The organism is Trichocoleus sp. ST-U1 (assembly GCF_039961835.1).
Taxonomy (GTDB): Bacteria; Cyanobacteriota; Cyanobacteriia; order Cyanobacteriales; family FACHB-T130; genus FACHB-T130.
In genome coordinates this window covers 1-15,453 of the sequence record NZ_JAMPJZ010000069.1, presented here as the reverse complement: position 1 = coordinate 15,453, position 15,453 = coordinate 1, and the positions used below count along the sequence as shown (strand labels likewise).

General features: G+C 45.9%; 11 protein-coding genes. 4 read left to right on the top strand and 7 right to left on the bottom strand.

The genetic code is table 11. From position 1 onward, the window contains the following. Positions 1-311: 311 nt before the first annotated feature. The 4 genes from NDA06_RS20340 to NDA06_RS20325 all read right to left on the bottom strand — a co-directional run bounded on the left by NDA06_RS20340 (position 312) and on the right by NDA06_RS20325 (position 2,939). Positions 312-719: a VOC family protein gene (locus NDA06_RS20340; protein WP_190986537.1), complete on the bottom strand. Its 408-nt coding sequence runs from the start codon at positions 717-719 to the stop codon at positions 312-314. Between the two features lie 121 nt (positions 720-840). Next, positions 841-1,338: an SRPBCC domain-containing protein gene (locus tag NDA06_RS20335; RefSeq protein ID WP_190986538.1), complete on the bottom strand. Its 498-nt coding sequence runs from the start codon at positions 1,336-1,338 to the stop codon at positions 841-843. Next, positions 1,328-1,672: a metalloregulator ArsR/SmtB family transcription factor gene (locus NDA06_RS20330; protein WP_190986539.1), complete on the bottom strand. Its 345-nt coding sequence runs from the start codon at positions 1,670-1,672 to the stop codon at positions 1,328-1,330. The genes NDA06_RS20335 and NDA06_RS20330 overlap by 11 nt, the downstream gene beginning before the upstream one ends. A 403-nt stretch (positions 1,673-2,075) precedes the next feature. Continuing rightward, entirely contained in the window at positions 2,076-2,939 is an 864-nt protein-coding gene (locus NDA06_RS20325) for an ADP-ribosylation family protein (RefSeq protein ID WP_190986540.1), read from the bottom strand. A 358-nt stretch (positions 2,940-3,297) separates the two neighbouring features. Between NDA06_RS20325 and NDA06_RS20320 the strand changes: the two genes are divergently transcribed. Continuing rightward, a complete protein-coding gene (locus NDA06_RS20320) occupies positions 3,298-4,476 on the top strand; it encodes an MFS transporter (protein WP_190986541.1) in 1,179 nt (392 codons plus the stop codon). Positions 4,477-4,756: 280 nt separating this feature from the next. Here the strand turns inward: NDA06_RS20320 and NDA06_RS20315 are convergent, their stop codons facing one another. Further along, positions 4,757-6,073, bottom strand: a complete 1,317-nt coding sequence (locus NDA06_RS20315) for a response regulator (protein ID WP_190986542.1) — start codon at positions 6,071-6,073, stop codon at positions 4,757-4,759. Between the two features lie 58 nt (positions 6,074-6,131). Further along, positions 6,132-8,516, bottom strand: a complete 2,385-nt coding sequence (locus NDA06_RS20310) for an MASE1 domain-containing protein (RefSeq protein ID WP_242047515.1) — start codon at positions 8,514-8,516, stop codon at positions 6,132-6,134. Between the two features lie 568 nt (positions 8,517-9,084). On the opposite strand from NDA06_RS20310, the gene leuA reads away from it, so the two are divergent. Then, on the top strand, positions 9,085-10,785 hold the full coding sequence (leuA, locus tag NDA06_RS20305) for a 2-isopropylmalate synthase (RefSeq protein ID WP_190986544.1): 1,701 nt from the start codon (positions 9,085-9,087) through the stop codon (positions 10,783-10,785). A 339-nt stretch (positions 10,786-11,124) separates the two neighbouring features. Further along, positions 11,125-11,943 carry an NAD(+) diphosphatase gene (gene nudC / locus NDA06_RS20300; protein WP_190986545.1) on the top strand — a complete coding sequence of 273 codons (819 nt, stop codon included), beginning with the start codon at positions 11,125-11,127 and terminating at the stop codon, positions 11,941-11,943. A 118-nt stretch (positions 11,944-12,061) separates the two neighbouring features. On the opposite strand, the gene NDA06_RS20295 is transcribed toward nudC, so the two are convergent. Next, the gene (locus NDA06_RS20295) at positions 12,062-12,658 is read right to left on the bottom strand and encodes a Uma2 family endonuclease (RefSeq protein ID WP_190531099.1); all 597 of its coding nucleotides are present in this window, start codon (positions 12,656-12,658) and stop codon (positions 12,062-12,064) included. Positions 12,659-12,881: 223 nt separating this feature from the next. On the opposite strand from NDA06_RS20295, the gene NDA06_RS20290 reads away from it, so the two are divergent. Next, the coding region (locus NDA06_RS20290) for an NACHT domain-containing protein (protein WP_348251830.1) at positions 12,882-15,453 on the top strand (2,572 nt) is incomplete at its 3' end.

Below are 15,453 nucleotides of genomic sequence, written 5' to 3'. Positions count from 1 at the left end.
GAGTTGCACGTTCTTGTCCCCACACCCCGAACAGTTGATGACATTCGGGGACTACCGAGTTAGTTGTGGGCAAATTTCTAGGTATGCGATCGCCACAAATTTACCAACTGGAAAACCGCTTCCAGGCGTTGCAATCTGCCTTAGCGATCGTTCAACCCGAAATTATAGCGCTTCGCTCTTATGTGAGGTACATTTTTAAAGCTCAAAAGCTTGATAATACTGAATTTTGCCGTACCTCACTCGTAGAAGAACCGCTATACTTTCACTACCACAACGATAGACCCTTGAATGGCATTCCTCTGATTCCATTTTCAACCTTGATTGATTGCACTAGGTTCCATGTAGACAAGTTCCCAAATATGGCTATCTAAATCTTGAAACCCATGTGCGTACATAAAACCGTGGTCTTGTGGTTCATTGTAAGTTGATCCACCAGCGGCGACTGCCTTGCGAACCATTTCATCGACTTTTTCTGGGCTATCAGAAGATAAGCAAACCAGCACTTCTGTGCTTTTGGTTGCATCACAAATTTCTTTCGGAGTAAATGTCTTAAATTTGTCGTGAGTTAATAGCATCACGAAGATGTCATCGCTGACAATCATGCAAGTCGCCGTTTCATCAGTAAATTGAGCGTTAAAACTGAAGCCAAGTTTCGTAAAAAACTCGACAGACTGATTCAGGTCTTGTACGGGCAGATTCACGAAAATTTTAGTAGCCATGTTTTCTCCTTTTGAGAGTTCATTGCATATATGGAAGTATCGGCAAGACGATACTAATGTTCCCCTTGAGTCGTTTCACAAAAGACCACCAGTTGACCGTCTCATGGGTGGTAAAAGAGACTTAAGCCGTCGCCAAGAACTCATCAAGGCAGTCAAAGCTGGAGTTCCACCCACCAATAACCCCCATCTCCTCATGCTTCCGCCGGTCTTCGGCAGACTCATGCACAATGCGGAGTGTGAGCTTGGTCTTGCCGTCCAAATCCTCGAAAAGCACCGTCATCACCATTCCTTTTGGCAGATCGGCGTTCACGACCTTTTCAAAGCCTTCATCAAATTCATCAGTGGTAACAATCCGTTCAAGAGGCACAACTTCGCGGAAGACACCTTTGCCTGGGTACTCTGTGCCGTCTGGGCCAATCATGACGTAGCGCGATTTACCGCCTGGACGCAGATCCAGCTCAGTCACCTTCGTTGTGAAGCCTTTCGGCCCCCACCACTGCGCTACGTGTTTCGGGTCAGTCCACGCCTTGAACACCAGTTCACGGGGTGCGTTGAAGACGCGGGTAATGACGATCTCGCGATCGCTTTGAGCATCAATGGAATCATTTTTATTGCCCATCTTGTTTCTCCTGGGTTTGTAACTCGTGCAGGTAATCATCCAGCCGATCAAGTCTCTCTTCCCAAAATTGGCGATATTGCTCGATCCAATCCAATGCGTCCTTGAGTGGCTCCGCTTTGATCTGGCAGGGTCGCCATTGAGCCTCCCGACCCCGCGCGATCAGTCCGGCACGCTCCAGCACCTTGAGATGCTTGGAGATGGCAGGAAGGCTCATCTCAAAGGGTTCTGCTAACTCCGTGACCGATGCCTCACCCTTGGCGAGGTGAGCTAGAATCGCCCGTCGCGTGGGATCGGCAAGGGCGGCAAAGGTGACGCTCAGTTGATCGGAAGACACTTATATTTAACTGTCCAGTTAATTAACCAATAGGTTAAATAAACTGTCCAAGAATGTCAAGTGCTGATTTAAGCGATCGCTTGAACTCTCACATTGCAGTAGGGTATCCCTTGAGAGTCTCTGCCACGCCGGGATAGAAGCAGGGCTGGATTTGCAAGATGCCCAAGCTCAACGCAACGGCGGCAGATAACTTTAGCAACACCACTAGCAATCTACATCCGTCCCCTGCCGTGAAGGGTTAGGCTGCCTAACATTAGAACCATTCATATATGCCTAGAGGAATGGCACTTAGTTAAGGGGTGTGGTCACACACCAGTCAGTAGACAACTGGAATGTTCTCTTCGTGGTGAGAAGAGTCAGTTCTGATTTGATGATGCTATGAATTGAGTAACTGGCTCAACCGTTAGACGGTGTCATTCCCAGGACTAATACGTGCCAGATGGTTTTCAAGTAAATCTACCCAACCATTTGAGCGATTCTGATAATGAATATCGAGTAGGCGAATGAGTTCGTATCTTTCCAAGGTAAGATAAGCTCCTCTCAGCAAGTTGTAGGCTCTTGATGAGTGTTCTTCTCCATACCAGTACCAGAGGGATCTCCCCTTAGCGAGAGCTGATATAGCTTCTCCCTGAGTATCAGGATTGAAATTCTCTGGTCTTATGACACTAAGACCTGTATCAGAAAACAAGCCTTCTGGTCTGTCTTCATCAATTAATAATGAACTTTTTGCTAAGAACTGTTCAAACTCAAAGCGAAACTGGAGAATATCTTCTATTTGTCTTAGATAGTCTGCTATTTCTTCAGAATCATCACTTTCTGAGAGCCATTCTTGGCAAGACGAGGTTTGTTCATCACATCTCGAAAGAATAGCATCGAAGAGACTCTTGTATACTACAATTTCATCCCCATCATTGTTGTAGTAGGACGCTACGCCACGGAACCCCCGTGTTGGTTCATCCAGCAGCATTCCCCAATGTTCACCATCACACTCACCAGTTAGGCAAGTAAAAAACTCAGGAACATCTCGATAGTATCGATAATGTAATAAGACATGAGCGATAAACTTGGCATCTAATAAATCATCAAATTCTAAAAGAAGTTCAAGTGGTCCGGCTGGGTAAAGCCCGATAACGCTCAATGCCATTGATTTGTTATCACTTTGTGTGCGACTAATCATGAACTCATGTACGCCAAAAAGCGCATCAGGAAATTCAACATCGTACAGCTCTTTTAGTTTCTGCTGATTCTGCTCTTTCGACCAACTCATAAGTGTTGAAACTATATTCCTTACAAGTAGTGCAGTCTAACTTACTATTGAGCCGCACATCACATTATGGGTTGTAATATGCTGCACCAAGGTGGTCTAACTCTATAGAGTTTCAACCCGTCTAGAAGACAATCTCTTCTGTTATGCCTACAATAGGCTACAGACGTATTTGCAAGTCCTTTCTTTGCCCTTCACCTCTATGATTTTTCCTCCCTGGTAAGCTTCTAGAACTCAATCCAACCCGCGATTCGCCTTACAACTAAGGCGGAGAGTCTGTTCGTGGATTCCCCCTCCTTTCGCCAACGCCCTTGAAGATGTTGCGCTGGTGTTCAAATTTTGAGGATGGGAGAATTTCACGATGTCATTGGATGGTAAAAACAAAACGACCAGGACTGTCATTTTGTTAACGATGATCTTCCTGGTGATTGAATTATTAGACGAACTGGTGGATGGAGTCCGGGGCGCTGCGTATCCGTTAGTTCGCAATGACCTACATCTTTCCTATGTGCAAGTGGGGCTGTTGCTGACGATACCCAACACGGTTAGCAGCCTGATAGAGCCAATTTTGGGAATCTGGGGAGATATTGGTCAACGACGACAATTGATTTTAGGGGGAGGCGTTGCTTTTGCGATCGCATTACTCCTCATCTCTCTTAGCTATAACTTTTCCTGGCTGTTAGCAGCCTTTGTGCTGTTTTATCCTGCATCCGGTGCCTTTGTCAGTCTTTCCCAGGCGACGCTGATGGACATGGAACCGACTCGCCACGAGCAAAACATGGCACGGTGGGGATTAGCGGGTTCGCTTGGCAATGTCCTGGGACCTTTGGCTTTAGCGGGTGCGATCGCATTCCATCAAAGTTGGCGGAGTGTGTTTTTACTATTGGCGGTATTGACGGGATTACTTGTCGGAATGTTGTGGCAGTATCCAATCGCAACTCCAACGGCATCCTCTGATATTGATCAACCCACGCACAGCTTCAAAGATGGCATCCGTTATGCTATCCAAAGCTTAAAACGAGGTAACGTGTTGCGTTGGTTAACGTTGTTGCAATTTTCCGATTTAATGCTGGATGTTTTGAGTGGCTTTTTAGCACTGTATTTCGTTGATGTCGTGGGTGTAAACAACACACAAGCGAGTTTCGCTCTCACAGCCTGGTTGGGGTTTGGCTTATTGGGAGATTTTCTCCTGATTCCCTTACTCGAACGAGTGCAAGGACTTGCTTATTTGAAGGTTAGCGCTATCCTTGTTTTGTGTCTTTATCCAGCTTTTTTGCTTGTACCCAATATCAATCTCAAGCTGGTCATTCTTTGCTTTCTGGGCCTCCTTAATTCCGGATGGTACTCTATTCTCCAGGGGCAATTGTACACAGCGATGCCGGGGCAGAGCGGAACCGTCATGACGCTCAACAACCTGGCAGGTTTTGTGGGGGGGTTAGCTCCGTTTGCACTGGGTTTGGTTGCTCAACAGTATGGTTTGCAGCCGACGATGTGGATATTACTTGCAGCACCCATTGCCTTACTAATTGCGCTTTTTTAAATCCTTTACCACTGGCAGGCGTTGCATCCATTTCGCACTCTTGCCACTGGTAAAGAATAGGATTGTACCAACGGGCGTGTATTTGCAATTTAGGGGATGTTCCCGTTACCCACAGCTCAACTGGTTAACACGATCGTTGATCGGGCGATCGCTATCCAAGAACTACAAGCTGCTCTCAAAATTATTGCCACCTTACAGCAGCAGTTTCACTAATAATTTTACAGTCAAAACTAGAGCTGATTGAGGGATTGATTCATCTAATCTAGTTTTAAAGACTAGATTACACAATCGGAAGCGTTACCACAAACTCTGTGCCTCGTCCCCATTCAGAATTGACTTCGAGCGTTCCTCCGTGCTTTTCAACAATAATTTGATGAGCAATCGTTAATCCTAAACCTGTTCCTTTTCCAACAGGTTTAGTCGTGAATAGATGGTCAAAAATGCGTTGCTTGATATCTTTCGTCATCCCCATGCCATTATCTGCAATTCGGACTGCAACCTGATGTTCATCTTTCATTTCGGTTTGAACAATAATATGGCTGGGATTTTCTTTAATCGCTTCATAGGTGTGACCCAAGTTCGCTTCTTCCACTGCGTCGATTGCATTTGCCAAAATATTCATAAATACCTGATTGAGTTGTCCTAAATAACACTCAACTTTAGGAATTTCACCATAATTTTTAATGATTTGAATTGCTGGACGATAATTCTGAGCTTTCAAACGATGTTGCAAAATCATCAAGGTACTCTCAAGTCCCTCATGGATGTCAACTGATACCTTGTAATCTACATCAGCACGGGAGAATGTTCTAAGGGATGTACTAATGTTGCGAATTCTATCGATTCCTGTATGCATAGATAAGAACATTTTTGGTAAATCTTCTAGAAGATATTCAAGATCAATCTCTTCCGCTTTTTGTTCAATTTCTATGCCAGGATTTGGAAACTTGGCTTGATAAAGACGTATATAATCAACCGCATCTTTAACAGCAAGACTCGCTTGCTCTAAATTGCCATAAATACAACCAACTGGATTATTAATCTCATGAGCAATGCCAGAAACTAACTGACCAATTGTAGACAGTTTTTCATTTTGAATTAATTGCAATTGTGTTTTTTTTAGTTCTTGTAACGTGCAGGTTAGTTCGGCTGTGCGTTTTTGAACAATTTCCTCAAGTTCTTGCTTTTGTTGTTCAAGTTCTAAGCTCAAACGGCGAATTTTTAAATGGGTTTGAATCCGAGCAAGTGCTTCTTCATGACGGAAGGGTTTTGTAATATAATCTACTGCTCCTAAATGTAATCCCTTCACTTTGTCTGTGGTATCTGTCAGCGCCGTCATAAAAATTACTGGAATGTTTTTTGTAGACGGATCAAGCTGCAATTTACGGCAGGTTTCAAACCCATCAATTCCTGGCATCTGGACATCTAGCAAAATCAAGTCTGGCGGATAGTTCTTAGCTTGCTCAATTCCACTAAAACCATCCATTTCTACCAAAACTTCATAGCCAGATGAACCCAAGGCGTTATATAATAATTCTAGATTAGTTGGATTATCATCAACCACCAAAACGATTTCGCGATCGGAATTAAATAACATTTTATAACTGCTCCTTTTTTGACTATTGGTTTATTCATGAAGATGAAATACGGGGCAATTAACCTACAGTTTCTAGAAGAAATTTGCGAATTTTGTGAATATTAAATTCTTTCACTAACAAACTTAATTTGTTGGCAAACGGCTGATAACTTTCATCTAGTTGGGCAAGTCGTTCCAGTTCTTGTTGGATGCCTTTGATTTGTCCTCGCTTGGCATATTCCAGTAGGCTCGACAGTTCAGATAGGGGTGGCACAGCGAGTTCGGTTGGGGTTGCGTTTGCGAAGGGCGTTGCGATCGCACGTTCAACAGGTTTTGCATCGGCATAGATCCAGTCCAGGTGCAGATGTTTTGCCAAGAGTCGATATAGTTCCTCGACTTGCACGGGTTTAGCCAGAAAATCGTTGCCGCCTGCTGCAAGGCTTTTACGGCGATCGGCATCATACACGCTTGCCGATGACACAAGGACTGGCAAATCTTTTAACGTTTCTGACTGGCGCAGCAGCGCGAGCAAATCCCAACCATTCAGGGTAGGCATGATTAGGTCAGTAATGATTAAATCTGGTTGAACTTGATGCGCCTTCTCCAACCCTTCCCGTCCGTTGCTGGCTTCAATGACGGTGAATCCCAACGGTTGCAGCAAGTTAACCATGACCGAGCGATTTTCCCATCGATCGTCCACAATCAAAATGCTTTTGCGATCGCCCGAATAACCAGAAATTCGCCCCCTGGAAATGTTGCTTACTATTGAGTTCGTCGAGAAAGCACACTCGATCTCAAACTCAAAGGTACTACCGACCTTCGGTAAGCTCTTAACGTAGATGTCCCCTCCCATGAGTTCGACAATTTTTTTGGCGATCGCAAGTCCCAATCCAGTCCCCTCCGCTTGTCGCTTGGTATCGCCAACCTGCTCAAAGGGGAGGAAAATTTGCTCTAGTTGTTCGGGTAACATCCCAATACCCGTGTCTTCAACCGCAAAGCGAAGCTTCGCGAACGCTGGTTGCTGCGGATTTTCAGTCACCTCCACTCGGAATGTCACGCTACCGGCGTCGGTGAATTTAATCGCATTGCCCAAGAGGTTCAGCAACACTTGCCGCAAGCGTTTCTCATCGGTAGCGATCGCTGTGGGCAAATTATCGGGTGGCTGATAAATGAACTGAATGCCTTTTTGCTCGGCGCGAATGCGGCAAATTTCCTCGACTCCTTGCAGGAAGCCAGGTAGATGTAAATCGCTCAAATGCAGTTCCATCTTACGCGCTTCGATTTTAGAGAGATCGAGTACGTCTTCGATCAGCGTTAGCAAATGAGAGCCGCAATTATAGATAATGTCGATGCCGTGTTGTTGCTGTTCGGTAAGATTGGGGGCAGCAGAAAGAACTTGAGCATACCCCAGAACACCGTTAAGGGGAGTGCGTAGTTCGTGGCTCATGTTGGCAAGAAATTCACTTTTCGCTTGGTTGGCAACTTCGGCAGAATTTTTCGCCTCATTGAGTTCAGTCGTCCGTTCTTCAACTCGTTGCTCTAATTCATCATTCGCTTGCCGAAGTTTTCTTTCTGCCTTGCGGTTTTCATTTGTCACCGCAGAGATGACAAATGTGGTGATAGCAATGACACAAATAAACGATTGCAGCAGGATCAGCGATTCGTTGGGAGTGGCTTGTTTGGCGAACGAGCCGAAGCCGCGAACGGTTCCAAAAACTGCGATCGCTGACACAATTAGCACGAGTAGCGTTGATACCCGCGCTTCAAACCGAAATGCCGCCCAAATCAGGGGGGGGATTACCATGTATTCGATTGGGTATCCTCCCGAAAAGGCAATATGATCGAGCGCGATTACCCAGACCAATACAAATACAAATTCGAGAATTTGTTGCTTGTCAAATTTTCTGAAACGTTCAGATTTTTGCAACCATGCTAGTAATAGAGGTGTGACAACCAAAATTCCCGTGGTGTCTGATGCCAACCAGGTTCGACACACTTCGGCAAATGCTGTCCAGGGCGCAATCCCACTGGTGCAAAGCGTGACGGCAGCCAAGAGGGAACTAATCAGGGGGGTGGGGATGGTCAGGATGATAAATTTAAAAACATCTTGCGATCGCTCTAAAAAATTGTGGCGTTTGATATAACGATTAATTAAAAAAGTCCCGCTGAATGGAGTAATCAGGTTGACAGCGGGAATAATTAGACTGATTAAAAGATTGTTTGGGAAAAAAAGAATATGACTAACAATGAAATCACTCACAAATAAAATCGGCCAGACGCGATAGCCTAGTAGCAGCATCGCTGCCAAAAAGACACCGAGTGAAGGCCAAAATACGGAGGCACCATTTACAAAGGTCGTGGATAATCCTACGTATCCTAAATAGAGGTGAACAATCGGAATTACCAGCGCTGCTGTCAAAAAAGTGCGATCGAGTTTAACTGGGAATTTCTGCGTTATCGACATCGGCTGCATTTCCTGTCTCCGCGCACAGACCATAAGAGCAGCAAACTTCTAGGAAGGCTGCTACCTTTATAGTTCCCAAATTAAATTTGAAGTTAACAGCGGGTGAGATCGAGTTGGTGCCCGTGCGATCGCAAATTAACTGGCGTTATGGTGACAAAGTATGTCCATCTGAATATTGACCCCTGCAAGGTCTAGGGCTAGTATATCCATAGTTTATTGTCTCAATCTCATGCTTCCACGGCAGCAATCTCTACACCACTCCACTAGCCGACTACTAGGGCTAGGGCTGCTGCTGCGCCTTGGGCGCAAATAATTTTTTACCACTTAAATCAAGTTTTTCCATTCCAAGCCTAAATCTCCTTGCCTACGCGGGCAAGTGCGGCATTGCCATTCATTCACCAATTTTTTTGGAGATTTTTATGCGACTTCATACAGCACTTGAGATGTTACTGCGACTGTTGATGGGTTGTCAGGATTGGTCTGCGTCGCAACCTGACAACTCCTTGTTTAACTCGATTGCGATCGCCACAGCATCTCACAAACACCAAAAATATAGGAAATATCGATCGTGTTGAAGCATCCCGGAACCAAATATCGTTCATTTGCCCCCATTAACTTACCAGACCGCACTTGGCCCTCGAAAACCATTACCCATCCTCCCATCTGGCTGAGTACCGATTTGCGCGATGGCAATCAGGCACTAATCGAGCCGATGCACGTTGAACGCAAGTTACGTCTGTTTAAGCTTTTAGTCGAAATTGGGTTTCAAGAAATCGAAGTTGCATTTCCCTCCGCTTCACAAACTGACTTTGATTTCGTCCGCCGCCTAATCGAGCAGCAATTAATACCCGATAACGTCACAATTCAGGTTTTAACCCCTGCCCGCGAACATCTAATTCGTCGTAGCTTTGAAGCATTGCAAGGTGCAAAACGAGCGATCGTGCATCTTTACAATGCCACCTCTCCAGTCTTCCGCCGCACCGTCTTTAATCTCGATCGCGCGGGTATTATCGAGATGGCAACATCCGCAGCGCAACTGATGAACGAACTTGCCGCAGCGCAACCGGAGACTGATTGGTATTTCCAATATTCGCCGGAAACATTCACGGCGACTGAACTGGATTTTGCTAAAGATATTTGCGATGCAGTTCTGGATGTTTGGCAACCCACACCGCAGCACAAAGCAATTATTAATTTGCCAGCAACCGTTGAAGTGGCAACGCCTAATGTATTCGCCGATCAAGTCGAGTGGATGCATCGTAACTTGGCGCGACGGGATAGCGTAATTTTGTGCGTCCATCCCCATAACGATCGCGGTTGTGGGGTTGCAGCCGCAGAACTAGCGCAGATGGCAGGTGCGGATCGAGTTGAAGGCTGTCTATTTGGCAATGGCGAACGCACTGGAAATGTGGATCTGGTGACGCTGGCGCTGAACCTCTACACCCAAGGCATCCATCCCGGTTTGGATTTTTCTGATATCAACATGGTGGCGAGAACGGTGGAAGATTGCACGCAATTGCCAATTCATCCCCGCCATCCGTATGTTGGGGATTTGGTATTTACTGCCTTTTCTGGTTCCCACCAAGATGCGATCAAGAAAGGCTTGGCGGTACAGAAATCGGATGCACTTTGGGAAGTTCCGTATCTACCACTCGATCCAACCGATGTGGGACGCAGCTACGAATCGGTGATTCGGGTGAATAGCCAATCTGGTAAGGGTGGCATTACCTTCTTGCTGGAACGGGATTACAGCCTGGTATTGCCTCGGAGGTTGCAAATCGAGTTTAGCCAAGTGGTGCAAAAGGCAATGGATGCTTCCGGGCAGGAAATGTCTGCAACGGATCTGTGGCAACTATTCGAGCAAGAGTATTTGCAAGCAGTATCGCCGTTCAAGTACCTCTCTCACCACTTGTCGGAAACAGACGGCGATGAACAAGCGATCGCAGTATCGCTAGACATGAACGGGAAACACATCGCTCTAACCGGAAAAGGCAACGGCCCTATTGATGCATTCCTAAAGGCGCTAAATCTTGGCATTCGCATCGATCGTTATGACGAACACTCACTCAGCCAGGGTAGCAATGCGTCTGCGATCGCTTATGTTGAGGTTGCTGGCGATCGCTTCCCAGGTTCTTTCTACGGCGTTGGCATCCATTCCAATATTGTCACGGCATCATTACTCGCTGTTCTGGGTTCGGTTAACCGTGCTTGGCAGCAATTTGATTCAGAAACTCAAACTCAGGTATTACAAGGCTTTGAATCGGTTTAAGCCTGATTCTTGAGTAAGAGCGATCGCCGATCCACTTCAATATCTGTCAGAAGGTGTATAGCAAAATTATGTCTTTAGCAACATGATGTAAGTGTGAGGAGTGAAAGTTATAGCGAAAAGCCCTTGGAGTCGAAACACGGAAAGACGCCCTTGGGCTTTTTAGCGTTTTTTGGCTAAAACTTGCCCCGCACGGCTACGAATTACACATCGTATTATCGAAAACTGGGTATAAAGTCCCGCCCCGATCGGGCGGCTTTTTGCATGATGCTGTATGCGATCGCAATGATACGATGAAGGCGACTGCCTCCGGCAGGCTACGCGATCGCACTCTACTCAGATATGTATCGAACCTTCATCCACGGCATTGCTCCACCTCCTGTACAATCTGAACCTGCGTGGTGGTTCGCCTTTGTCGGCAATAAGCTGCTGGTTCGACGGGAAGGAACACTCAGCACAATTCCTACCCTCATCAGTTTGGCAGAGATTGGCTTGGTGCCCGTGCGATCGCAATTTCTCGGCACCTTAGACGATAGACCTTGTTACTCGGCGGAACTGCCGAAAGATGCGGTAATAGTCGATGGCATGACTTTGCAAGGATTGCGCGAATTGTACGGCACCTTAGATGAAGACTTATATGCGCTCAGCAGTCGTGCGATTCAGATTATGGAATGGGATCGCACCCATCAGTATTGCGGACAGTGTGCGGCTCCCACAACCCAATTACCCAACGAACGTGCCAAGCGTTGTCCTAAGTGTGGGTTAGTCAATTATCCTCGCCTCTCGCCTGCGGTGATTGTACTTATTTCTTGTGGTGAAGAGATATTGTTAGCTCGCGCTTCTCGGTTTCCCGCAGGAATGTACGGTTTGATCGCTGGATTTGTGGAACCGGGAGAATCACTTGAAGAAACAATTGTGCGTGAAGTCCGGGAGGAAGTTGGGATAGCAGTCAAGGATATTTGCTATTTTGGTTCGCAACCTTGGCCTTTTCCAAACTCGCTAATGATTGGATTCACCGCTACTTATGCCAGTGGCGACATTATCATCGACCCGCAAGAATTGGAGGATGCTGCTTGGTTTAGGAAAGACAGTCTACCGCTGATTCCGCCTAAACTGAGCATTGCCCGAAAACTTCTCGACTGGTTTGTTTCTACTGATTAAGCAATTCGAGTCTGTAATAAAAGAAGCGATCGCTCTCACTGTTAATCCTCTACATCCAGAGTGTGCGATCGCTATTGGCAAAAATCAAGACATTGAAATAAGTTCAACAATAATATCTTCAGGTGCTTACTTCTCCTGACTCAAACTCAACCTTGTCATATATATCTGCAAGCGTTATTTGGAATGAAAGGGAATTTAGAGATACTATTTCATTGGCATCGTCATACTCAGTAAATGTCCAGCGTTTTTGCGCGGTTTTGAAGTATTGCTCAATGTGCATCGTGTATTGGTCAATTAAGAGATATTCTTGAAAACTGGGAATGGTACGATATGCGGTAAATTTTGCGTCTTTGTCATAGCTTCTTGTGGAGGCTGACAACACTTCAGCAATCATTAACGGGTTAGTAATGGTGTCTCGCCGTCCTTCTTGTAATTGCAATTCACCCTGAACTACCATGACATCTGGATAAGTATAGATACGTTTTTTAGGAATCCAGAGCCGTTGGTCTGTAAAGAAAACGTCATAGGGCTGGCGCTTGAGCGCAAAATTTAACGCAGCATAGAAGTTGCCAGCAATTTTGTTGTGATTAGGGGTTCCGCCAGTCATCAGGGCAATTTCACCATTGATATATTCATGCCGTTCTTCTGAGTTAACCTCAAACTCAAGATATTCTTCATCTGTGTAAACTTTTTTATCTTCAGCTTGCATAATCATTGTTGCTAGGTTCACAAATTACACTATTTGGATAGGTCTTTTGGCTAAGTCGGTAAATAAATTATGACAAACTGAATGTTTGGTTATTGCCCCAGTTTCAATCTTGAGCGATCGCTCTCACTGTTCATTCTCCACATCCAGAGTGTGCGATCGCTTGCTGAGGTAGTTGCTATTTTGATAGAGGAAAGCAAGGTTGGTTTTTTATGGAGTGGACAGCAATCTTATGTCTTTTTCCCTGGTTGCACTGAAAATTTTGGTTCCTGCGGTGGCAAAAACACTTCTAGATGCCGCTGGTATTGAGTCAACTTTGACCAAGAAAGTATTAGAGCAAGGGTTTGATGCTGCCGCCAATGGAATTCCTGATTGGGGAAATAGGCGTAAGTTGGAGCAAAAGATAGGGCAGATAGCAGGTGAACTCCAAACCCAGATACGTCCTCTGTTTGAGCAAGAAGCGAGGAATCTGGCAGCAAATAGTCGAGAGGCAGTTTTGCTGGGAGTTGCTGAAACTTTATTCAAGGGTGGTTTATCGCCTGATGCACTTGTAGGAATGAATTTGGATACACAGCAGCTTTATCAACATCTGCTGAAAGCAAATCCTAAAATAAGTCGAGATTTTTCTAGGGATGAGAAAGCTTTGTATGAGCAAGCCCTCTTAGTCGCAAGCCAAAGTTTGATTGAAGCTGCACCTAAATTAGAAGAGTTCTCACTCAGCTTTGCTGCCACAACTCTACAGCGGCTTGACGAGGTTTTGAATGATTTGAAAACTCAGCGGGAACAAGCGTTACAAGCCGCAGACGAGTTTGTGGAGCGTTATTGCAAAACGGTTATCAGTGAACTCGATCGCCTTGAGGTGTTTGGGCTGCCGCGCATGGACAAGTTGACGCATAAGCAGAGTCTTAGCATGGCATACATTACGCTATCTGTGAGTGGAGACGATGAACCAGACTGTTCCCCTGTGACGTTGATTGATGATGTGGGGGTGGGACGGGAAGCAGTAAATCGATCGCGCCGAGTTGATGAGGTGATTTGCAATTGTCGCAGGCTGGTGATCCGGGGAGGTGCGGGTGCGGGAAAAAGTACGTTGCTTCAGTGGCTTGCGGTACGTGCCGCCAGTCGAAATTTCCCTGAAAAGTTGCAACATTGGAATTACAAGATTCCTTTTTTCATTCGGCTGCGAAGTTTGGTTGACGGAGGGTTTCCCACACCGGAAGAGTTCCCTAAACTGATTGCTCGTAATTTTGCAGCAACCATGCCCCAAGGCTGGGCACATAAATATCTCGATCGCGGACACGCATTAGTTTTAATTGACGGTGTGGATGAGTTGCCCAGCCAGCAACGGCAAGCTTTTTTTGAAGCTCTCCAAGATTTGGTAAGAGATTTTTCTGATGCAACGTATATCGTGACCTCTCGTCCTTCTGGTCTAAAGAGTTTACAGGGTGAGGAATGGGAAGATTGGGAAGATTGGGTCAAGAATGAAAATTTTAAGAATCTTACGCTGGAACCGATGAGTTCCACAAATGTTGAAGAGTTTGTGAGTCGTTGGCATCGTGCGCTTAACAGTAACAGTTCATCTAACACTCAGCAAGACGATCCAATGCAAATTGCTGACAATTTGAAGCGTCAGTTGCGCCAGCGTGCGGAATTGAGGCGGCTGGCATCTACTCCGCTTCTGTGTGCGATGATTTGCGCGTTGCATCGCGAACGACGTGAAGCCCTTCCCAGTGCAAGGCTTCAGCTCTATCGAGAGTGTATTGATATGCTGTTGAACCGTCGGGATGAAGGACGTAAAATCCCCTTGGATGAAACTTACCCAACTGGGTTGAATGAAGACCAGAAGATGGCATTTATTCAAAGCCTTGCCTTCTGGTTTATGAAAAACAATCGCTCTGATATTGAAATAGACCGAGTGGATACTCATTTTGATCGCCGTTTGAAACTGATGAGTCTGCCTCAAGCCGTGACTGGAGAGCAGATCCGGTCTCTGTTTGTCGATCGATCGGGGCTGTTACGAGAACCCGTAATGGGACAAATTGATTTTGCTCATCGCACCTTCCAAGAGTATCTGGCAGCGAAGGCAGCAGTGGAAGACTATAGCCTTGATTTGCTTTTGCAGCGGGCGACGGATGACCAGTGGCGTGAAGCCATTATCGCGGCGGCGGGGTTGGGTCGTGCTACAGAGAAAGAGAAATTGCTTAAAGCATTAATTGAGAAAGGCAATACAGACCCAGACAAAAAACACTATCTGCATCTGCTAGCCGTTGCCTGCCTGGAAACTGTTGTAGAAGTCGATCCTACTATCCGTCAGGAGGTACTGGATAATGCAAAGGTACTGTTGCCGCCAAAAGATGAGGATGAGATTGCAATGGTTGCCAGAGCAGGGGATGCGATTGTTCCTTTGCTAGAGTACGAGCCGCAATTTTCTGCTGAAGAAGCCTGCAATTGTATTGCAGCACTGACCCGCATCGGGAGCAGTACCGCTATGCAAAAGCTAGTAGCTTATGCAGAGGCAAAGTTTGATCTACAGAAGGATGAATCTCGGCTCAGTCGCGTATTGGGAAGAGGTTGGGACTACTTTGACCGCGATGTCTACGTTCGTGATGTTCTATCACTTCTAAAAACATTGGATTTGAGCGAAACTCAGGTACAAGATATCACTGCTTTGACTGCGCTGAGTGAGTTACGAACATTGTCTTTGAGCGAAACTCAGGTACAAGATATCACTGCTTTGACTGCGCTGAGTGAGTTACGAACATTGTCTTTGAGCGAAACTCAGGTACAAGATATCACTGCTTTGA

Bases quoted from the DNA above. Each gene is read 5' to 3' on its own strand.
- NDA06_RS20310 (WP_242047515.1), bottom strand. From the start codon at position 8,516: ATGTCGATAACGCAGAAATTCCCAGTTAAACTCGATCGCACTTTTTTG.
- NDA06_RS20315 (WP_190986542.1), bottom strand. From the start codon at position 6,073: ATGTTATTTAATTCCGATCGCGAAATCGTTTTGGTGGTTGATGATAAT.
- NDA06_RS20320 (WP_190986541.1), top strand. From the start codon at position 3,298: ATGTCATTGGATGGTAAAAACAAAACGACCAGGACTGTCATTTTGTTA.
- NDA06_RS20335 (WP_190986538.1), bottom strand. From the start codon at position 1,338: ATGGGCAATAAAAATGATTCCATTGATGCTCAAAGCGATCGCGAGATC.
- NDA06_RS20325 (WP_190986540.1), bottom strand. From the start codon at position 2,939: ATGAGTTGGTCGAAAGAGCAGAATCAGCAGAAACTAAAAGAGCTGTAC.
- NDA06_RS20295 (WP_190531099.1), bottom strand. From the start codon at position 12,658: ATGATTATGCAAGCTGAAGATAAAAAAGTTTACACAGATGAAGAATAT.
- NDA06_RS20340 (WP_190986537.1), bottom strand. From the start codon at position 719: ATGGCTACTAAAATTTTCGTGAATCTGCCCGTACAAGACCTGAATCAG.
- nudC (WP_190986545.1), top strand. From the start codon at position 11,125: ATGTATCGAACCTTCATCCACGGCATTGCTCCACCTCCTGTACAATCT.